Below are 18954 nucleotides of genomic sequence, written 5' to 3' on the forward strand. Positions count from 1 at the left end.
TAACGCCCTCTCCTGGCTACGGGAATCCTGGCTACCGAGGTCCTGGCTACGGAGAGGGCGTTGATGGCATCAATTAGAGTCATACCCCCCGCTTCTCAGCCCATGCCAAGCGAGTGTGGTTACTGGCGACCAGATCAATAAGAAAATCGGCCACAGCACGGGTTCGGCGTGATTGTGTCAGGTCTGTTTGGATGACTAGGTAAATAGGCTGGTCCACGCCAAGATCAGCAGCAATACAGACTAATCCAGCTTCCTGAGCCAAAAAATGCGGTAATACTGCTATCCCTAGCCCAGCTTTAGCTGCCGCGATTTGGGTCGCCACAGAGGTAGTGGTTAACGCGGGTTCTCGCCCTTGTAGAACGCGCTCGACCCACTGTGCTGCAGGCAGGTGCGCTTGCGTCTCCCCCCAGGTGATAAAGGCATCCATGTCGTAGCCGCCAGCGTCAAGAGTCGTCTTACGCTGCGCCGCATAGGCTGAGCTAGCATAAAGCCCATAGCCTAAGGAACCCAAGCGGCGCAGGGTGACATTACCGCGTTCGGGTTTGACCATTCTGAGGGCTAGATCGGCATCACGACGGTGTAGATTGACAGTAGAGATATCCGTCACCAGCTCAAGCGTAATGCCAGGATACTGACGACGAAATTGCGCAAGCGCAGGTAGAATCAATGCCGTTGCCAAATTCTCTGCGGTAGCCAAACGCACTCTACCACTCAGTTGTGAGTGGCGGGACACATCGGTGGTAAATGCCACCGCAGCCGCTTCCAGTGCTTCAGCTTTCTCGACCAGCCCTGCGCCTTCCTCGGTCAGTTGGTAGCCCGACTGTTGGCGCACAAATAGCGGTAGTTTCAGCGCTTTTTCCAGCCGTTCAATACGTCGAGAGAGCGTCGCAATGCCCAAATGGAGTTCCGCTGCGGCACCACTCAGCGTGCCGTGACGAGCCACAGCCAAAAAAGCGCGAGTGTCATCCCACACCCACCCACGGGGCATCTGTTTTTCAAAACCGGAAAATGGCTTATCGAATTCGTTCATTTTTTTCATTATAGGATAGTGCCACGCTGCCACTCCGCTACTCAAGAACGGTTTACGGAGAGACAGCATGCAACAACGTACACTTGGCACCGACCTTTCTATTTCCGCTATTGGCCTGGGCTGCATGGGAATGAGTGAATTCTACGGCCCACGGGATGACAGTGAATCACTACGCGTATTGGCGCAGGCAGTGGAACTGGGCATCGATTTTTTTGATACGGCAGATATGTACGGACCGCACCATAACGAAGAGCTGATTGGCCGCTTCCTCGCTAAGCATAAGCCGCAAGTGCGTATCGCAACTAAGTTTGGCATTGTGCGCAACCCCGGTGAGTATCAACGACGCCTGGACAACAGCGCCGAGTATGCGCGCAAGGCCTGCGAGGCATCGCTGCGGCGGTTAGGGGTCGAGCAAATCGATCTCTACTACGTCCATCGCGTTACCCCGGATGCGCCTATTGAAGAGACCATGGAAGGCCTCACCCAGCTAGTCAAAGAGGGAAAAATTGCCCATATCGGCCTGTGCGAGGTCAGCGCTGACACCTTGCGCCGCGCCCATTCAGTGCACCCGATTACTGCCGTCCAAACCGAGTATTCGCTTTGGACACGCGACGTAGAGCAGGCGGTGCTCCCCACTTGTAACGAGCTAGGCATCGGCTTTGTGCCCTACTCGCCACTAGGCCGGGGATTCTTGACGGGTAGATTTCAGGATACTGCGGATTTCGAGGAAGGCGATTTTCGCCCTAACTTGCCGCGCTTTTCAGATCAGGCCATGAGCACCAACCGCCGAATCGCCGACGTGATTGGTGAGGTGGCCGCCAACAAAGGCTGCACACCTGCACAGCTATCGCTCGCCTGGCTACTGTCTAAAGGCCCCAACATCGTGCCAATTCCAGGGACTAAGCGGCTGCGCTACCTTGAAGAGAATGCAGCAGCAACGTCGATTACCCTTACCCCTGATGAGCAACGTCAGTTGGAAGCAGCCACCGCACGCATTCCGGTGATCGGTGAGCGCTACACGCCGGAAGGCATGAAAGGGGTTAATGCCTAACCTGTTACGACTTGAGTGCTGGCGCTACTACTGAATAATCTCATCAATCGAGCGCTCTCCATCCAGCAGCAGGTATTCCTGGTTAGTAATGCTGGGAGTTTGCACCACGCGTAGCAATGCATGGGCGACGTTAGCCCGGGAGATTTGATTATCACCCGCCTCATCCATTGAGCTAGCAAACTGGCGGCTGGCTGTTTCGTCGGTCAGGCGCCCCGGTTTGAGAATCACATGGGGGATATCGCTGTTACGTAAATATGCATCGGCTGAGAACTTAGCAGCCATATAAGGGCGCAGCTTTTCCGGCGCCTCAAGCGGGTTTTCCGCTCGCATGGCACTGACCATAATATAGCGCGAGAGCCCCTTTTGACTGGCGACATCGGCGGTACGAATGGCACCAAAAAGATCAATCATCAGCGTTTTATCCGGCCCGGTATGAGGGCCGGACCCCGCGGTAAAGATGACTTGGTCGCAACCTTCAAAGGCGTGATCGAATTCGCCTTCTAAATCGGCCACCACGCTATCTATACCACGTTCGTTAAACCACTCTGCCTGCTCTTCGCTGCGGATCATCGCTTTAATAGGCATACCCGACTGCTGCGCCAGTTCACAAAACTGTTTACCAATCTGCCCGTTTGCACCGATTACTAGCGTCGTCATCATTGCTCCTTTTGAATGGCTGCTAACCTTTAGTTGCAGGCGTTTTTGTGTAATTCAACCTTTACAGAGGAGCTATTTGTTGACGCTGCGTTGACTTAGCATCTACCGATGAGGATAGACGACGAACGCCAGCTTGTTGCCGTCTGGATCTCGTACGTAGGCAGCGAAAAAGCCTTCACCATACTGAGGGCGGTAACCTGGCGGACCTTCATCGCTGCCTCCGTTCTGCATCGCTAATTGATAGAGCGTATCGACTTCTTTAGGATCAGCAAATTGAAACGCTGTCATGGTGCCGTTGCCAACGCTAGCGGGATAACCATTAAAGGGAAAACCAACAAAGAACCTTGGCACATTGACATCATCTGGGTCGCCGAAAGAAACGCAGGCATCGTCTTGCCAGCACACATCCAGCCCCATACTGTTAAACAACGGCGCATAAAAGCGAAGTGCACGCTCCAGGTTATGCGTTCCTACCATTGTATAAGCAATCATTGTGGCTACCTCTTATCGTCTATCTCCTTGTTTATCTACTCAGCTCAGATAGCCGCCGATCGCTGGGCTATCAGTGAGAAGATAAGCAGTCCCCTTTCCCTACTCGCACATCGCAAAGTCACTCTTCTGGCTCTCCAAACCAAATTTCTCATCCTTGGCGCTAATGGCGGCTACTCGTTCAGGCTGTTTGATCATTAACGGCATCCTGAAAAGAAGCTTAGCAGTTCCCAGGCGTTGGTAACTCACTGTGAGCCTTTTAGTTTCTTTTCTTAAGTGCACTTGCCCGTGTTTAGAACACTCTTTAAACTACTGCGCCGCCCAGGAGATACCCCCATGAAAATCAATGTGGTCGGCACTAGTGGTAGTGGCAAAAGCACACTGGCTAAACAGCTCTCAGTAGCGCTGAACACCACTCACATTCAGCTTGACCAGCTGTTTTGGTGCGCTAACTGGGAAGGCACACCCGACGATGTCTTTTTCACCAAGCTGGAGGAAGCACTGTCGGCCCCCACCAAAGGGTGGGTATTGGATGGCAACTTTGATCGCACGCGGCCAATTAAGTGGCGCGATGTCGATATGGTGGTGTGGATCGACTTCCCCTTCTGGCGTGTCTTCAGCCAAGCCTGCTCACGAGCCATAAAGCGTATTATTAGCAGAGAAGAGATCTGGCCCGGTACAGGAAACCGCGAAAGCTTTCGCCAAACTTTTTTAAGCCTTAATTCAGTATTACTCTGGTCGCTTAAAACATGGCATCAAAACCGCAAACGTTACTTCGCCGATATGATTGATCCACGCTATGCCCATATCCAGTTTGTGCGTTTAACCTCGCGTAGAGAAGCGCAGGTGCTAGTGGATAACCTCCATCATAATGCCTCTGTCTAAACTATGTAGCTTCTAATGCTTACCCCACGTGTATTTCCTTTAGTAAGCCGAATAGCTGCGCTAATCGGCTGCCAAGGCCCCCTTGGAAGATGTACACCGTTTGGCATTTGCGTGAGGAGACCTGTAGGATAATTGAACAACTGTTCAACTAAGGAATTTCTATGCAACGTCATCCGCTGATTACTGCCGTGTCACTGGGTCTTTTTGCTGGTGCTGCTACGTCCACTGCACTCGCAGAGGCAACGCCACTAGAGCAGCAGCTAAAGGATCTGGAGTCGTTTCAGGTAATCGCTCACCGCGGTGCCAGCGGACATGCGCCGGAAAGCACCATGGCAGCCTATGAACTGGCCCATGAGTGGGGAGCTGATTACCTGGAACTGGACGTTCAGCTCACCTCCGATGGTGAGTTAGTGGTATTCCATGATGATGCCATCGATCGCACCAGTGACGGCGAAGGCAATATTCATGATTACACGCTAGAAGAGCTAAAGGCTCTTGATATCGGTACCTGGTTCAACGACGCCAATGTCGATAAGGCAGATACGGCCTTTAAAGGAGCGCAAATACTCACACTGGAAGAGCTATTTGAGCGCTTTGGTCACGATGCTCGTTACTACATTGAAACCAAGTCCCCTCTATTGAACCCTGGTTTAGAAGAAGCCTTGGTTGAGGCACTTGAAGATCACGAAATGATTGAAAATGGTCGGGTGCTGGTGCAATCGTTTGAGCAGGGTAGCCTACTCAAAGTACATGAGCTTAATGAACATATCCCCCTCATCCAGTTGGTGTGGTACTCGCCCAGTGAGGAAGATAATGATCGTTTAGTGGAGTGGACAGGTGTTACTCCAGCGCCAGCAGACATCACTGACGAAGACTTTCAGGCTATTAAAGAGTACGCGGCAGGTATCGGCACGAATGTGACGTATAACGGCGAAGACGTTATTGATGCTAATTTTATTCGCCAAGCTCAAGAGAACGGCCTTCCTGTTCACGTTTACACCATCAATGAAACTGATGAGATGAAGCGTTTACAGGACTGGGGCGTCAACGGTTTGTTTACCGATTACGCTGATCGGCTTCTTGAACTCGCGGACTAACCCTGCATTGGCTCGTCACTTTTACGCTCGGCTTTGGTCGGGCGTTTAAGTTGATCGGGGTGAATCCGGGTACCCTTTCTCAAGCTTAATAGCAATTAGCAACAGCTTAACTATCGAGAAGTAGCTCCATTGAACGCATGTATTTAGCGCTTCAAGCACTGCTCTCGTGTGTCATCGTCAATCAACCTTGCGATGCGATATTTCCAGACGAACCATACTTTCGTCGCAGATCGTTTCGTTGATTGTGATGTAGGTAAGATCAACAAAATTGATGTAGGGTTTAAAAACTGTGCCGTTTCGACTTACCGTTGCCGAGCCGAGGTTCAAAAGTTTATCTGTCATCACACAAAATATTTATAAAACAAAAATTTGCCTCTAGAGACTGAAGAGGAGTAAGCGTCATCATTTCACACACATATAGCGTGCTAGCACGAATGGTATGCTGCATGGACTTGGCGTTCAGCAGGCGATGGAAAAGACTCGCGCTATGCCGTCTCTTTACTTGATACGTATCGCTTGCCAACAAATCACACGGGGCCTTACTGGGTTGGTGCTGGCTTTTCTTTTGGCTGGACAAACCCATGCACAATCCGTTGATCAAGACGCAGCCATACTTCTAGTAGCGCACCCAGCGGTAGCCACGCAATGGCTAAACCGTGACACAACGCGGGCGATATTTGCCATGCGGCAACGTACATGGCCTGACGGCGATGCCGTACAGGTGTTTGTGCTGCCAAACCGAGATCCTGTACATGCGCGTTTCACCAAAGAGCAGCTCGCCGTTTACCCACATCAGCTACAACTGGCATGGGATCGCATGGTGTTTTCTGGCATGGGGCAAGCGCCTAATCGCGTTGCTGATCAGCTCGAAATGCGCGAGAAGATTGCGAATACTCCTGGTGCGCTGGGATATCTTGAAAGGGAGTATCTGGATGAAAGTGTCCAAGTTATTTCAATGGAATGAACATTTTTCCGTTATCCGTAGGCCCACTGTAGCCGTACTCACAAGTTTGCTAGCACTGCCCGTCTGCTCGTCCGCCTGGGCAAACGAAAACGTGCTCGACACTCTGCAAGTACATGGTTTCCTGAGCCAGGCGCTTATCATCACCGACGATAACGATTTCTTCGGTAACAGCAGTGAGAATGCAGGAAGCCTGGAGTATACCGAAATAGGTGTTAACGCCTCTATCCGCCCTCACCGCAATGTGCTGGTGGCCGCTCAGGTGCTTAGCCGTCGCGCCGGCGGTGAAACTAGCGATGCCATCCCAACGCTAGATTATGGCGTGGTGGATTATCAGATGGTCTCCAACCAGCAGCGTACGCTTGGCCTTCAGGTAGGTAGATTTAAAAACCCCTTCGGCATTTATAACCAAACGCGTGACGTCGCCTTCACGCGCCCCAGCATCTTATTGCCACAATCAATCTATTTTGATCGAACTCGCTCGTTGGGAATGGCTGGCGATGGCGCCAGTATTTATCACGAAGAGCGAACCCAGTCAGGCGTTTTTCGCTTTCAAGCAGGCGTCGGTAAAACCCGCATAGAAGACGATGTCGATCAAGCACTTGGGCTGAAGCGTTTTCCAGGATCGTTACGCGCGGGCTCTTCTGCGATTGGCCAAATTCGCTATGAAGACAACGGTGGACACTTTCTAATGGCACTCAGCACCGCTAGTGCTAACGCTGACTATGAAAATGCTCAACCTCCACTAACTAATGGCAGCTTTCAGTTTCAGCCTTGGGTATTTTCATTACAATACAATGACGAGCTGTGGAGCTTAACCTCTGAGTATGCGCTGAGAACAATTGAACTAGATGGTTTTAATCCCGCCATTGACCAGAAAAAAACCGGTGAAAGCTGGTATGTGCAATATACGCGTCGTATGGACAATGACTGGCAGTGGTTAATTCGCTTTGATCGTTTGGTAAACGACCGAAGTGACCGTTCAGGTGCTCGCTACGAACAAAGTGGTTTGGGCCCTGCCCATTCTCAATTTGCTGATGACATTACCTTTGGCGTTCAGTGGACACCCAGACCCAACCTAATGTTGGCAGGTGAATATCATCATGTGGATGGCACTGGTTGGCTACCCTTACATAAAGACGCGGATGCGTCTGAAACAAGCCGACATTGGAATATGCTGCTCTTCCAGCTTTCACTGCGCTTTTGATCGGGATACGCAGAGATGACCACACGTTCGTCCCCTAAAGCGCGTTACCGGCTTAGTTTGACTTGGCGTGTTATCGCGCTGAGCAGTCTATTACTGCTAGCGCTTGTGGCACTCTTTATATGGTTAGGCCAACACCAGCTCACTCAACAGTTAGAAAGTAGTCGGATGGAAAGCCATGAGCGGCAGCAGCGCGAGATAAGCTTAGCGATGCAACGCTCATCGGATAACTTACGCCAGTTAGCGGGCTTAACCGCTGCGGCGCCGGAGCTTGGAAGCGCGCTACAAGAGAATAACCAGGACGAGCTAGCTGATGTGCTCAGAGCACAGTGGCCTTCTCTGCAATTAGAAGCGGGGATTGATGAAATCTTTGTTTTTAATACCCAAGGAACAAGAGTTGGTTACTCAGGCACCAACGACCCGCTGATTGATCTGCCCATTCAAGGCTGGATAAGTAGTGTACTAACCACAGAGTCACCCATTACCACACTACGCTGCGCCATGACATGCCAGCAGTTTGCTGCGGTTCCTGTTCTTATGGAAGGCGCTAGCATCGGCATGGTAGTGCTATCGCGCTCACTTGCCGATGTTACGCGACAAGCGAAAGAAGTCTCCAATAGCGAAATAGCGCTGATGGTGACAGGGCGCATTACTGGCTCTCCTCCCGCCGAGGCGCTTCTACTGGAAGATTGGAACGGCCATATTCTAGCGCTTACAAACCGTGACCAGACGTTCTCTGTACTTCAACGAGCATCTCAAGACGTCTTTCTGAATCAATTGGTTCACATGCCTTTCAGCCTTGAATACATGAACCGATATTTTGAATTAAGTGCCGTGTATATGGAGGAAGACGCCGACTGGCGCAGCACTGGGTATTTCCTACTTATTTCAGATATCACTGCTCAGATCGCCGCTATTCGTACAGCAACGAAGACACTACTTGTGGTGGGCTTAGTTGGCTGGTTAGCTGCCGAGCTATTACTGTTGATTATCCTATTGGGTCCAATGGATCGGCTACGGCGAGTCGCGGGCCTACTGCCTGCGCTGGCAAACGGTGAGTTTCGTCGAGTAAGAGATAAACTACCATTGCCTCGGCGGCATTTTTCTAATGAAATTGATAGGCTGGAAGATTCAACCCGTGAGCTTTCCCATCAGCTAGAAGCACTGGAACAGAGTGTCCAAGAACATAGCGGACAGCTAGCCGAACGCGTTGATGAGCTAGCCAAAGAGCGTGATTTTGTTAATAGCCTACTCGACACTGCACAGGTCTTTATTGTTGTTCAAAATAGTGCAGGGCGTATCCAACTGATTAATGGCTACACACTAGAAAGGTTAGGGCTAAAAGACGCCGATATCATTGGGCGCCATTTCTCTGACATCTTTGATAAAAATGCTCACTTGGCATTGCCTAGCAACAATGTGGATGAAGCCGACAGCGAAAGTAATGCTAATGGCAGCACCGTGACTCACCTCAGTGCTTTCAACCAGGAAGAAAAGACATTTCAAACTCAGGATAGACGCTCTTTTACTGTCGTTTGGTACCACGCTTCTTTGGCCAACAGTAACAACCACGATGCCTCTAAGATATCCGTTGGGCTAGACATTACCGAACGTAAAGCTGCTGAGGCACGTTTAACATGGCTGGCGGAACACGATCCATTAACGGAACTCTATAATCGTCGCTATTTCCAAGATGCCTTGCAGCGCACTATCGCTAATCAAGCCAAAGGCGCTGTTTTACTACTAGACTTAGACCAGTTTAAAGAGATCAATGAACTCAGTGGCCACCATGTAGGCGACCGTCTATTACGCGAAGTTGCTGATACGCTTTTTTTAAATCTCAGTCAGCGAAGCATTATTGCCCGCCTCGGTGGTGATGAATTTGCCCTGCTGCTGGAAGATATTAGCAGTGAACAAGCAATTAACGTGGCTGAGTACATTGCTCAGCTGTTGGACGGCCTTAGCTTTTCAGCCATAGAAAGAAAGCATCATGTTTCCGCCAGCATTGGGATCGCGCTGTTCCCCGTTAATGGGCAGACACCGGCTGACCTGTTAGCTAGCGCCGATATGGCCATGTATAAAGCAAAAGAGAGTGGCAATCAGCATTGGTACCTTCTCAAGCAGGCGGAAAATGCTAAAGATGAGCTTCAAGAACGTGTCTATTGGGTAGAGCGGCTGCACAAGGCACTAGAAAACGACGAGTTTGAACTGTGGGCGCAGCCCATTGTGCGGCTGAAGGACCGCGATATTAAGCATTACGAAGTATTGCTACGTATGCGCAATGACGATGGTAGCTTGGTCTCTCCGGCACAGTTTATACCTGTTGCTGAACAAAGCGGTTTAATTGTTCAAGTTGACCGTTGGGTGCTGCGCCATAGCTTAGCAGCACTGGCAACGCTACAAAAAGAGGGCTTGTCGTTGGCTGTAAATTTATCAGGCCAGTCTTTACATGATTTAGGTTTAAAACAGTTTCTGGCAGATCAATTAAAAACCAGTGGCGCTGATCCCCATCATCTCATTTTAGAAGTAACAGAGACCGCTGCTATCACAGACTTCTCAACAGCGCGCAACGTGCTGCAAACCGTAAGGGATTTAGGTTGCCGAACAGCACTCGATGACTTTGGGATTGGATTTAGCAGCTTTCACTATCTTAGTCAGCTCCCTGTGGACTATATTAAAATCGATGGCTCTTTTATTCGCAGCTTACTTATCGATACGGATAGCCACACGCTTGTCAAAGCGATTGCCGATATAGCAAGAGGCTTCGGTAAGCAGACTATTGCTGAATTTGTAGATCAAGAAGCACTGATACCTGTTCTTCTTTCATATGGCATTCAGTATGGACAGGGCTATCATCTAGGGAAACCTGAAAAAATTCGACTTTGGTAAGTGCCGCACTCAGAAGGAAGCAACAGATGCTAGCAGGGAAAACCACCCAAGAGAGTGAGTTTGACGATAAAAGTAATCATAAGGGAATGATTGACAAATTTATCGACGAATATCATTTTTTTATTGCTAACACCGACGACCAAAAACGGCGCGCCTTTCGGCTACGGCATGATGTTTTCTTAAAAGAGTTCAACTATGAGATGCATGAAGATGAGGCACGTTTGTATGAGTCCGATGAGTACGATAATTACTCGATTCATTGTCTTATAGAACACAAACGTAGTGGCATTCTTGCAGGGTGCGTACGATTAGTCATGCCCTTTTCCAGTAACACTAATCCTCCTGATCATTTGCCTGTTCAAAACCAAGGGAAGCAGTTACTAAACCATCCTACATTAACGCCGTTTAAGCTACCGACCCTTGAAACGTGTGAAGTATCACGGTTAGCCATTTCTAAAAATTTCAGAACGCGAAAATCCAGCACCCCAGAAGAAATAGCAGGTAAAGAAGTCGTTTTATTTTCACAAGATGAGGCAAAGACATTTTCACTCGTCGCCCTGGGCCTTTTTTTATGCACCTACTCTATCGTTGGTTTAACTAATCGCCGACATGTTTTTGCAATGATGGAACCTCGCCTTCCCCGTTTATTGGCGATATCAGGTTTTAAGTTTACCAAAGTGAGTGAGCCGATTGTGTATCACGGTACTCGCCATGCTTACTACATCGACTATCATGTGGCGAAACAAGAGATGAGCGAGCGACTGATCCCGTTATACGAATATATCGTAAAAACATTAAAGCCTCAGATCGCTCACACATTTATCTCTTAACGCATTTTTAAAATCCGGCTCGTTCAACGATTTAAGAAAGCGCCGTTTGCCGAAAATCATGAACTGAAATGCTGGCGAATTTTTCTAGAAAAAACACCAGTGTTTCAGGATACTGAAAGTAGCGTTCAAATGTCTCTTGCCCGTTTTTGCCACGCCGCGTCACTTTGGCATGATATTGACTGCCTATTTTAGTAACGTTAACGCTATTTTCTTGTTCACCTTCGTAATGAACAGCAGATAAAGGCGAAGCGCTATCAAGCATTTTTGCAAGCTGCTTTGCAGCATCTGCCTCTACAGGCGTTGCCCATAGTGGCTGATCACGTTTTCCATAGTGAAACAGCACTATGACCAGCATTACGGAGAAGATACTGCTTGTTAGCATCCACGTAAGTGCAATGCTGGAAACGGGAAGGATGAAGATCACCAGCATCTGACCTACTGCCATGACTGCCAGCACCATGGCTAAGGGCCGCCACATACGGGGGTTCATAAACCCACGTTTGAGTACGTAGCCCCACAGCCCTATCACGGCGAGCACTCCCAACGCGAGGTGAGCCACAGCAAACGGTGTTCCCCCGCCTGAGAAAATGGCCATTAGCCCGATAAGTGGAAACAGGCTGTAAAAAGCTGCTAGCAGGTAATAAGCGCGCTGAAGATTCATCAATAGCTCCTTTTATTGTTATCGGCACTACTTTTGGCATGCAACCAGTATAGATGAACGCAATTATCGTGCAGCGCAAGAAACCTGCTCTTTTAAACGCCTTACCACACGGTGATGAGCTGCTTCACGCTCAGCTCGTTCGTTACTTCATTTCAAAACCACGCTTAACTAAAAAGTCACGCATGTGGGGACGCAGTTTTGAATCGAAGAGCGGCGTTAGATTATGCGACCAGTCAGTCGTTTTGTTACCCGTGCTGCGTGTTTGGTAGTAAGCCTGCATAGTGCTGTCAAACGCTTCGACTTGCTCAGTATCTTCACGGTAAGTATCTTCCTTGAGAATAGCCTCTACCGGTAGACGCGGCTTAACCTCAGGGTCATGGGCCGGATAGCCAAGGCACATACCAAACACCGGATAAACATGGTCAGGCAAATGCAAAAGTTCGCTGATCGCCTGAGGATTATTGCGTATACCACCGATATAACAAATTCCAAGCCCTTCAGACTCAGCGGCCACTGCAACGTTTTGTGCCACTAGAGCAGTATCAACGGTGGCGACCAATAGCTGTTCTGTCATACCTCGTTCAACGTTGGCACCTGTCCGTTCAGACGCCTCTGTCGGGCGCTTCATATCCGCACAAAACACTAAAAAAACCGCGCTACTTGCGACATAGCCTTGACCACCGGCGTATTCAGCGATTTTTTCGCGATTCGCTGAGTCTGTGACATTAATAATGGTGTAGGCCTGCACATGGCTTGATGTGGCTGCGGCCTGGCCCGCTTTGATGAGCTCTAACAGCAGCCCACGCGAAATCTTCTGATCGGTAAACTTGCGGATAGAGCGGTGGGATTGAAGCAGTTTGATAACATCATTCATTTCGTCTCGCCTCTTAATACTTGATATAACGGATATGACAACTAAAGTGCCCTGGTTCCATGCGTTTACTCCTGAATTCAGGCTTAACGCATGCTATTGATAGCAAGCTATACTAAATGAAGCCATTGGGTCCCCCCTAAGATAAATAACGCCGCTAGGAAGCCGATAATGTCTAACACCCCTCTCACACCGCAAGGGCAGGAATGGAACGCCAGCCACTACGCGGAACACGCAAATTTTGTTCCCACGTTGGGAAGCGATGTAATGAAGCTTTTAGCGCCACAGCCCGGACAGCGCATCCTGGACCTTGGCTGTGGTGATGGCGCGCTCACCGAGCGTATTATGCAATTAGGTGCCGATGTGCTGGGTGTCGATGCCTCCGCAGAGATGGTCGCCGCCGCCCAACAGCGCGGAGTCACTGCTCGGGTTGTCGATGGGCACCAGTTACCCTTTGACCAAGAATTTGATGCGGTCTTCAGCAACGCGGCGTTGCACTGGATGCTGGACCCGCAAACGGTATTGGCCGGCGTAAAACGCGCACTAAAACCCGGCGGACGTTTTGTTGCAGAGTTTGGGGGGCATGGCAACGTGGCCGCTATTTGTACTGCGCTTATTGCCTCGCTGCAGTTTCGCGGTATTAGCTCACGTGGCCGTCATCCTTGGTACTTTCCCACCCCGGAAGAGTACACAAACCTACTTCAAACGACGGGTTTTCATGTCGATTCTATCGAGCTAATCCCTCGCCCCACACCACTACCCACGGGTATTGCTGGCTGGCTCGAAACCTTTGCAAGCCCGTTTTTGCACGGATTAGATGAGGACCTGCAGGTAGCCATTATTGATAATACGATTAACCTGCTCTCTCACAGTCTAAGTGATGGGCAAGGCAACTGGACCGCCGACTACGTCAGACTGCGGGTCTCTGCCCACGTGTGATAGCCTCGACGCCCAGTGGTTCTCACGCGAAAACCCCACCGTTAGTCAACGGTGGGGTTATTGATAACAACTCGCTACGCAGCAGTATCTTTCAGCGTTGCCATATCAATCACAAAGCGATAGCGTACGTCACCTTTCTCCATACGCTCAAAGCCCTCATTGATGTTGTTAATATCCAGCATCTCAATATCGCAAGTGATGTTCTGCTCTGCACAAAGCTTGAGCAGCTCTTCCGTTTCAGCGATACCACCAATCAGCGAACCAGCTACCACGCGACGCTTAAACACCAAATTGAATGCTTCAATAGCAGGCTCAATCGGTTCTAACAGGCCAACAATAATATGCGTACCGTTATATTTCAGAGAAGTAAGATAGGGGTTTAGGTCGTGCTGAACAGGAACGGTATCCAGCATGAAATCGAACGTTTCTGCGACAGCCTCCATTTGCGCTTGGTCACTGGATACCACTACGTGATCCGCACCATTGCGCTTTGCTTCTGCTACCTTGGCATCCGAGCGAGTAAAGACGGTGACTTCCGCACCCAGTGCTTTGGCCAATTTCACGCCCATATGACCGAGGCCGCCCATGCCTATCACGCCTACTTTGTGACCTTTACCAACGCCATGATGTTTGAGCGGTGAATACGTCGTAATTCCCGCACAGAGAATAGGTGCCGCGGAGGCTAGATCAATGCCCTCTGGCATTTGCAGCACAAAATGCTCGCTCACCACGATGGCATCTGAATAGCCGCCTTGGGTTAGCGTGCCGTCTTGGCGGTCAGGGCCGCCGTAGGTCATCGTAAACCCTTCCAGGCAGTATTGTTCCACGCCATCTTTACAAGCAGAACATGTGCGGCAAGAGTCGACCATGCAACCTACGCCGACTAAATCACCCGCCTTAAAACGTGTCACGTCATCACCAACAGCGGTTACACGGCCGACAATCTCATGGCCAGGTACCACAGGGTATTGACTCATGCCCCAGTCATCTCGGGCAAAGTGTAGGTCACTGTGACAAACACCACAGTAAAGGATTTCAATGGCAACATCATCTGGACGGGGCTCACGTCGATCAAAGGTGAATGGCGCGAGTGGTTTATCAGCAGAAAAGGCAGCATAAGATTTTGCTTGGCTCATGGAAACTCCTTAACAAGTATTCTGCAAAACGAGAAAGTGTTTCCATTATTCGCTGCTAAGCACCAGATAGCGATGAACGAAGCTACGTATTTTTTGCTCATTTCTCCATCAGAACGCAACAAAATAACAAAAAACCTCAAAAAAACATCATAATTGTCGTTTAGCTCTAATATGCACTCAGATTAGGAGTTTCTATGGTGGCCAACACCGAACTCGTCGGCAACGCACTCGCTGATTTGATCTCACCGCTAGTAACGGGGGATGGGCTAAGCGTGTCTCGGTTGCCCAGAGTGGGGCTACTTTGCCTTGGGCGGCGTCAAGAACGAACCCCGTTGATGTACGAACCTAGTCTTATCATCATCGCCCAAGGCCGCAAAATAGGCTATTTAGGCGATCGTGAGATTCATTACAATCCTGGCCACTATCTTGTACAAACCCTGCCGCTACCCTTTGAGTGTGAAACTCACGGCTCGCCGGAAGCACCTTTGCTAGGTATATCGGTGAAGCTAGACCCAGCGTTACTGAGTGAGATGGTCACCGCTATGGGCGATATGAGCCATTCACACCTGGCTCCTAAGCCGATGGCGTCAGTGGCGATGAATGACGGCATGCAAGCCGCGGTGTTGCGCTTGGCAAATGCATTACACGACGAAGTCGAGTGCATTGCCATGGGCGAAGCTAGGATACGAGAGGTGGTGTTTGAAGCGTTAAAAGGCGAGCAAGGCCGCGCCTTACGCGCACTGGTTAAAGGTCACGGTCACTATTCACGTATTGTGCAGGTACTATCGCAGTTGCATGCCCATTTTGCTGAGGACTTTACCGTCGACCAGTTAGCCCAGCAGGCCAATATGAGCATATCGACGTTTCACCAGCACTTTAAGCAGATTACACGTTCGTCACCCGCACAGTATTTAAAAAGACTGCGCCTACTTAAGGCGCAGCAACTGTTGTTGCAAGATAGCCACAATGTGAACCAAGCGGCACAAGCGGTCGGTTATCGCAGCGTGCCTCAATTTAGCAGAGACTATAAGCGCTACTTTGGCGCATCACCGCTGCAGCATAGGCGCCAGGAACAGGCCCTACGTGCTTAACCATACCCACGACCTCCCCCACCTCGCTTGGATATTTTTCAGGACAGGTTTACTTGGCAAAAATCTGACCCTGATCTTTAAACGCTTTAAACTCCAAGGCATTACCACAGGGATCGAGTAAGAACATAGTGGCTTGCTCCCCTACTTCGCCTTTAAAGCGAACGTATGGCGCAATCACGAAATCGGTATGCCGCGCTTTCAAGCGCTCGGCTAAGGCTTCCCACTCATCCCATTCCAAAATCACGCCAAAGTGCGGCACCGGTACATTATGGCCATCGACCGGGTTAGTGTGAGCACTCTGCTGGCCGGGTGTTTTCGGATGTTCGTGAATCACCAACTGATGGCCGAAGAAATTAAAGTCGACCCAGTGATCGCTAGAGCGCCCTTCTTCCAGGCCAAATACGTCGTTATAGAATGCTCTGGCTAGGGCGACATCGTAAACAGGGATGGCGAGATGGAAAGGGGAAAGACTCATGGTTATCTCCTGTTGCAGCGCATTTATTCGTTGCGTTATTTGCAATGGTCAGCCGCATTACACGGCCACTGTGTAGCCATCCTAGATCGCGCTATGCAAAAATAAAATCAATTGTTTTTTGACCCATTCACAAATATTTTTTATGAATTTTCTTATGACAGTTCTTATGACAGAAACAACGAATGATACGAGAACTTAAAACGCTAGTAGCCGTGGCACAGCACGGTACTTTTGCGGCGGCAGGCCTCCAGGTTGGCCTCACCCAAGCCGCGGTAAGTGCTCAAATGAAGCGTCTGGAAGAGGCCCTGGGCATTGCGCTATTTGAACGCAGCGGCCGAACTGCGGTGCTTACCCAGCGGGGCGAAGAGACGTTACTTCAGGCCCAAACTCTACTCGGGTTATACGCCACGCTAGGCGTTTCACCATTAGGCCAAGGGCTTGGCAGCCGTGTCACTATTGGTGCCATTGCCTCTATCCAGCGTACTGTGTTGCCAGATATTGTAGCGCGCTTTCATCAGCAGTTTTCCGAGTGTCGCACCCGCATCGTGCCAGGTCTTTCCATGGACTTAATGAACCAGGTAGATGCGGGCGAGCTGGATATGGCTGTTATTATTCGGCCGCCTTTTTCGCTGCATAGCGATCTGCGTTGGACGCCCATTGCCCACGAGCCGTTTCGCTTGCTTGTCCCGCAGGAGTTACCTGGTGATTGCTGGCGGGAGCTGCTAACCCACTCCCCTTTTGTTCGCTACGACCGCGCTTCTTTCGGTGGACGCCAAGTAGGCCGCTTTTTAAGGGACAACCACTGCCAAGTTCGCGACCTGTGTGAGCTGGACGAGCTTGAAGCCATTGTGAAGCTGGTGGGTAACGCCGTGGGCGTTGCTTTAGTACCGCAGCCAATAGCGCTAAAACGCTGGCCCCAAACAGTTCGAGCCATCTCGTTAGAAGAGCATACGTTTCATCGAGATATTGGGTTAGTGCATCGCGCTGTTGGCCATCTAAGCGAACCTGCCCGTGCGTTTGCCCAGCTTCTAGCTGAATCATCACAGCAACTCTAAACTGCCAACGTGCAGCTGCCATTGATAAGGAGATATAGCCCATGAACCCCGAAGACCTTGAGAAGCTGGTAACGCGTACCATGCCCTTTGGCAAATACGAAGGCTGGCTTATTGCCGATTTGCCTGGTCCCTATTTGAACTGGTTTGCTCGGGAAGGGTTTCCAAAAGGAGAAATTGGTCAACTCCTGCATTTAATGCATGAAATTGACCACAATGGTTTGAGCGACTTGCTCAACCCGCTGCGCAAAAACTGAATTTTCTCAAAACTGATTTCTTTTCAAAACTAAGAACGACACCATTCGTTAATGGCTTGCCCACGTTCGGCATAGTAAAACGCTTCTTGCTGGGATGGCGCTGCAGGAAAACGTCCTAATTCCACGGCAAGCTCAAAAAAGCCTGCCGCTGGAAGCCCTTTGCCACTCCGGCTAATCACAAGCGTTGCAATAAAAGGCTTTCCTGCAGCGGCGTCTTCTTTCATTAGCTGTTCAAGTGCCTGTGCGATACGTTGAATAGTCTTAGGTGGCGAAAGGCCTAGCGCATTCGCCGCTTGCTGATAGGTTATCGGTAAAGCACTGCTCGGGGTCGTCGCCAGTAACTCTCGCAAGGGTGGTGCTAATGCAGTCGCTAATGTCATGCTTGCGTTAATCTCTCAAAGTGTAAAAAGCTCAAGTTGTAAAAACTGACGTCCATTTGTGTCACAGCGAATACTTGCGTTACTGCTAACAGCAGCATAGTAGGGTGTCTTAGCCAATTCGTCTAACGAAGACAGATGGTCTAGTGCAACCTATGCTAAGTAAGTCAACATCGTATTCAAAATGAGGGAAGATCTATGGCAAAGGAGCGCTCAGCACGTTCGCGTAGAGGAGGAGTTTGGCCAACGCTGCTGGCCTGGCTCAGTGTCATTGCACTGATAGCATCAGCCCTGCTAATGGCTGGAGCAGGGCCAGCCTATCGCTGGGAGTTGATTAGCCTGGGCGACGCCTTCAGCCTGATGCGCAATGGTGTCTATGCAGCAACCGCAGCCGTGGCAATCAGCATCTTGCTGCTGCTCTTCAGCGCCTTTACCCGCCGCATGGGCGCTGGCGTAGCGGCTATCTTCGTTATTGTTGCAACCGCTGCCTTGTTATATATGCCTTGGCAACAATGGCAGCGTGCACAGCAGGCACCGGCCATTCATGACATAACCACCGACACCCAAAAGCCACCCGACTTCGTCGCGTTAAGAGACGCCCGCGAGGCGGCGCCTAATGCGGTTGATTACCCTGGAGAAGCCACCGCGCGTCAGCAACAAATGGCTTATCCTAATCTGCAGCCTTTACAAGTAGCTGCGCCTAAAGCGACCGTTCTAGCAGCAGCTCAGGCAGAAGTAGAAGCGTCCGGCTGGCAGATCGCCGCGATAACAGAGAGCACTATCGAAGCGACCGCAACAACCCGCTGGTTTGGCTTTGAAGATGACGTCATCATTCGTCTTACTGAGCAACAAAACGGCGTGCAGGTGGACATGCGCTCAGCCTCCCGACTGGGGACCAGCGATGTCGGCACCAACGCACTGCGTATCGAAACCTTCCTGGATAATCTGGGTAAGCGGTTAGAATAACGGTCTTATCTGAAGCGGATTTCATCTCTCGACTGA

20 protein-coding genes are annotated in these 18954 nt (G+C 50.3%); 12 read left to right on the forward strand and 8 right to left on the reverse strand.

From position 1 onward, the window contains the following. Nucleotides 1–79: 79 nt before the first annotated feature. Entirely contained in the window at nt 80–1039 is a 960-nt protein-coding gene (locus NDQ72_14560) for a LysR family transcriptional regulator (protein ID WKD27269.1), read from the reverse strand. Nucleotides 1040–1097: 58 nt separating this feature from the next. On the opposite strand from NDQ72_14560, the gene NDQ72_14565 reads away from it, so the two are divergent. Continuing rightward, nucleotides 1098–2081, forward strand: a complete 984-nt coding sequence (locus NDQ72_14565; GenBank protein ID WKD27270.1) for an aldo/keto reductase — start codon at nt 1098–1100, stop codon at nt 2079–2081. 27 nt (nt 2082–2108) lie between these two features. On the opposite strand, the gene NDQ72_14570 is transcribed toward NDQ72_14565, so the two are convergent. After that, nucleotides 2109–2738 carry an SDR family oxidoreductase gene (locus NDQ72_14570; protein WKD27271.1) on the reverse strand — a complete coding sequence of 210 codons (630 nt, stop codon included), beginning with the start codon at nt 2736–2738 and terminating at the stop codon, nt 2109–2111. A gap of 102 nt (nt 2739–2840) precedes the next feature. Then, a complete protein-coding gene (locus tag NDQ72_14575; GenBank protein WKD27272.1) occupies nt 2841–3230 on the reverse strand; it encodes a VOC family protein in 390 nt (129 codons plus the stop codon). 333 nt (nt 3231–3563) lie between these two features. Here NDQ72_14575 and NDQ72_14580 point away from each other — a divergent pair, with 333 nt between their 5' ends. The 6 genes from NDQ72_14580 to NDQ72_14605 all read left to right on the forward strand — a co-directional run bounded on the left by NDQ72_14580 (nt 3564) and on the right by NDQ72_14605 (nt 11093). Beyond that, nucleotides 3564–4112 (forward strand): adenylate kinase, encoded by a 549-nt coding sequence (locus tag NDQ72_14580; GenBank protein WKD27273.1) that lies wholly within the window; start codon nt 3564–3566, stop codon nt 4110–4112. Nucleotides 4113–4273: 161 nt separating this feature from the next. Beyond that, complete coding sequence (locus NDQ72_14585; GenBank protein WKD27274.1) at nt 4274–5209, forward strand: glycerophosphodiester phosphodiesterase; 936 nt, start codon at nt 4274–4276, stop codon at nt 5207–5209. Between the two features lie 439 nt (nt 5210–5648). Further along, nucleotides 5649–6173, forward strand: coding sequence for a hypothetical protein (locus NDQ72_14590; GenBank protein ID WKD27275.1), 525 nt, complete (start codon nt 5649–5651; stop codon nt 6171–6173). After that, nucleotides 6142–7377 carry a hypothetical protein gene (locus NDQ72_14595; GenBank protein ID WKD27276.1) on the forward strand — a complete coding sequence of 412 codons (1236 nt, stop codon included), beginning with the start codon at nt 6142–6144 and terminating at the stop codon, nt 7375–7377. Before NDQ72_14590 ends, NDQ72_14595 begins: the two co-directional genes overlap by 32 nt. A gap of 15 nt (nt 7378–7392) precedes the next feature. Beyond that, nucleotides 7393–10263 carry an EAL domain-containing protein gene (locus NDQ72_14600; protein ID WKD27277.1) on the forward strand — a complete coding sequence of 957 codons (2871 nt, stop codon included), beginning with the start codon at nt 7393–7395 and terminating at the stop codon, nt 10261–10263. 26 nt (nt 10264–10289) lie between these two features. Continuing rightward, nucleotides 10290–11093, forward strand: a complete 804-nt coding sequence (locus tag NDQ72_14605; GenBank protein ID WKD27278.1) for a PEP-CTERM/exosortase system-associated acyltransferase — start codon at nt 10290–10292, stop codon at nt 11091–11093. 31 nt (nt 11094–11124) lie between these two features. Here NDQ72_14605 and NDQ72_14610 read toward each other — a convergent pair whose 3' ends face one another. Both NDQ72_14610 and nfsA read right to left on the reverse strand, forming a co-directional pair. Continuing rightward, nucleotides 11125–11754 carry a hypothetical protein gene (locus NDQ72_14610; GenBank protein WKD27279.1) on the reverse strand — a complete coding sequence of 210 codons (630 nt, stop codon included), beginning with the start codon at nt 11752–11754 and terminating at the stop codon, nt 11125–11127. 142 nt (nt 11755–11896) lie between these two features. Next, nucleotides 11897–12628 (reverse strand): oxygen-insensitive NADPH nitroreductase, encoded by a 732-nt coding sequence (nfsA, locus tag NDQ72_14615; GenBank protein WKD27280.1) that lies wholly within the window; start codon nt 12626–12628, stop codon nt 11897–11899. Between the two features lie 168 nt (nt 12629–12796). On the opposite strand from nfsA, the gene NDQ72_14620 reads away from it, so the two are divergent. Further along, the gene (locus tag NDQ72_14620) at nt 12797–13564 is read left to right on the forward strand and encodes a methyltransferase domain-containing protein (GenBank protein ID WKD27281.1); all 768 of its coding nucleotides are present in this window, start codon (nt 12797–12799) and stop codon (nt 13562–13564) included. 74 nt (nt 13565–13638) lie between these two features. Here the strand turns inward: NDQ72_14620 and NDQ72_14625 are convergent, their stop codons facing one another. Next, the gene (locus tag NDQ72_14625; protein ID WKD27282.1) at nt 13639–14700 is read right to left on the reverse strand and encodes an NAD(P)-dependent alcohol dehydrogenase; all 1062 of its coding nucleotides are present in this window, start codon (nt 14698–14700) and stop codon (nt 13639–13641) included. Nucleotides 14701–14894: 194 nt separating this feature from the next. On the opposite strand from NDQ72_14625, the gene NDQ72_14630 reads away from it, so the two are divergent. After that, complete coding sequence (locus NDQ72_14630; protein WKD27283.1) at nt 14895–15791, forward strand: AraC family transcriptional regulator; 897 nt, start codon at nt 14895–14897, stop codon at nt 15789–15791. Nucleotides 15792–15840: 49 nt separating this feature from the next. On the opposite strand, the gene NDQ72_14635 is transcribed toward NDQ72_14630, so the two are convergent. Further along, a complete protein-coding gene (locus NDQ72_14635; protein WKD27284.1) occupies nt 15841–16266 on the reverse strand; it encodes a VOC family protein in 426 nt (141 codons plus the stop codon). Between the two features lie 182 nt (nt 16267–16448). Between NDQ72_14635 and NDQ72_14640 the strand changes: the two genes are divergently transcribed. Beyond that, on the forward strand, nt 16449–17321 hold the full coding sequence (locus NDQ72_14640) for a LysR substrate-binding domain-containing protein (GenBank protein ID WKD27285.1): 873 nt from the start codon (nt 16449–16451) through the stop codon (nt 17319–17321). A 41-nt stretch (nt 17322–17362) separates the two neighbouring features. After that, entirely contained in the window at nt 17363–17575 is a 213-nt protein-coding gene (locus NDQ72_14645) for a DUF3820 family protein (protein ID WKD27286.1), read from the forward strand. A gap of 29 nt (nt 17576–17604) precedes the next feature. Here the strand turns inward: NDQ72_14645 and NDQ72_14650 are convergent, their stop codons facing one another. Next, nucleotides 17605–17955, reverse strand: a complete 351-nt coding sequence (locus NDQ72_14650; GenBank protein WKD27287.1) for a hypothetical protein — start codon at nt 17953–17955, stop codon at nt 17605–17607. 195 nt (nt 17956–18150) lie between these two features. Here NDQ72_14650 and NDQ72_14655 point away from each other — a divergent pair, with 195 nt between their 5' ends. Next, nucleotides 18151–18918 carry a DUF1499 domain-containing protein gene (locus tag NDQ72_14655; GenBank protein WKD27288.1) on the forward strand — a complete coding sequence of 256 codons (768 nt, stop codon included), beginning with the start codon at nt 18151–18153 and terminating at the stop codon, nt 18916–18918. Nucleotides 18919–18954: the final 36 nt, after the last annotated feature.

It is taken from the genome of Halomonas sp. KG2 (assembly GCA_030440445.1).
GTDB lineage: Bacteria > Pseudomonadota > Gammaproteobacteria > Pseudomonadales > Halomonadaceae > Vreelandella.

Bases quoted from the DNA above. Each gene is read 5' to 3' on its own strand.
- NDQ72_14560 (WKD27269.1), bottom strand. From the start codon at position 1,039: ATGAAAAAAATGAACGAATTCGATAAGCCATTTTCCGGTTTTGAAAAA.
- NDQ72_14565 (WKD27270.1), top strand. From the start codon at position 1,098: ATGCAACAACGTACACTTGGCACCGACCTTTCTATTTCCGCTATTGGC.
- NDQ72_14570 (WKD27271.1), bottom strand. From the start codon at position 2,738: ATGACGACGCTAGTAATCGGTGCAAACGGGCAGATTGGTAAACAGTTT.
- NDQ72_14575 (WKD27272.1), bottom strand. From the start codon at position 3,230: ATGATTGCTTATACAATGGTAGGAACGCATAACCTGGAGCGTGCACTT.
- NDQ72_14580 (WKD27273.1), top strand. From the start codon at position 3,564: ATGAAAATCAATGTGGTCGGCACTAGTGGTAGTGGCAAAAGCACACTG.
- NDQ72_14585 (WKD27274.1), top strand. From the start codon at position 4,274: ATGCAACGTCATCCGCTGATTACTGCCGTGTCACTGGGTCTTTTTGCT.
- NDQ72_14590 (WKD27275.1), top strand. From the start codon at position 5,649: ATGCTGCATGGACTTGGCGTTCAGCAGGCGATGGAAAAGACTCGCGCT.
- NDQ72_14595 (WKD27276.1), top strand. From the start codon at position 6,142: ATGAAAGTGTCCAAGTTATTTCAATGGAATGAACATTTTTCCGTTATC.
- NDQ72_14600 (WKD27277.1), top strand. From the start codon at position 7,393: ATGACCACACGTTCGTCCCCTAAAGCGCGTTACCGGCTTAGTTTGACT.
- NDQ72_14605 (WKD27278.1), top strand. From the start codon at position 10,290: ATGCTAGCAGGGAAAACCACCCAAGAGAGTGAGTTTGACGATAAAAGT.
- NDQ72_14610 (WKD27279.1), bottom strand. From the start codon at position 11,754: ATGAATCTTCAGCGCGCTTATTACCTGCTAGCAGCTTTTTACAGCCTG.
- nfsA (WKD27280.1), bottom strand. From the start codon at position 12,628: ATGAATGATGTTATCAAACTGCTTCAATCCCACCGCTCTATCCGCAAG.
- NDQ72_14620 (WKD27281.1), top strand. From the start codon at position 12,797: ATGTCTAACACCCCTCTCACACCGCAAGGGCAGGAATGGAACGCCAGC.
- NDQ72_14625 (WKD27282.1), bottom strand. From the start codon at position 14,700: ATGAGCCAAGCAAAATCTTATGCTGCCTTTTCTGCTGATAAACCACTC.
- NDQ72_14630 (WKD27283.1), top strand. From the start codon at position 14,895: ATGGTGGCCAACACCGAACTCGTCGGCAACGCACTCGCTGATTTGATC.
- NDQ72_14635 (WKD27284.1), bottom strand. From the start codon at position 16,266: ATGAGTCTTTCCCCTTTCCATCTCGCCATCCCTGTTTACGATGTCGCC.
- NDQ72_14640 (WKD27285.1), top strand. From the start codon at position 16,449: ATGATACGAGAACTTAAAACGCTAGTAGCCGTGGCACAGCACGGTACT.
- NDQ72_14645 (WKD27286.1), top strand. From the start codon at position 17,363: ATGAACCCCGAAGACCTTGAGAAGCTGGTAACGCGTACCATGCCCTTT.
- NDQ72_14650 (WKD27287.1), bottom strand. From the start codon at position 17,955: ATGACATTAGCGACTGCATTAGCACCACCCTTGCGAGAGTTACTGGCG.
- NDQ72_14655 (WKD27288.1), top strand. From the start codon at position 18,151: ATGGCAAAGGAGCGCTCAGCACGTTCGCGTAGAGGAGGAGTTTGGCCA.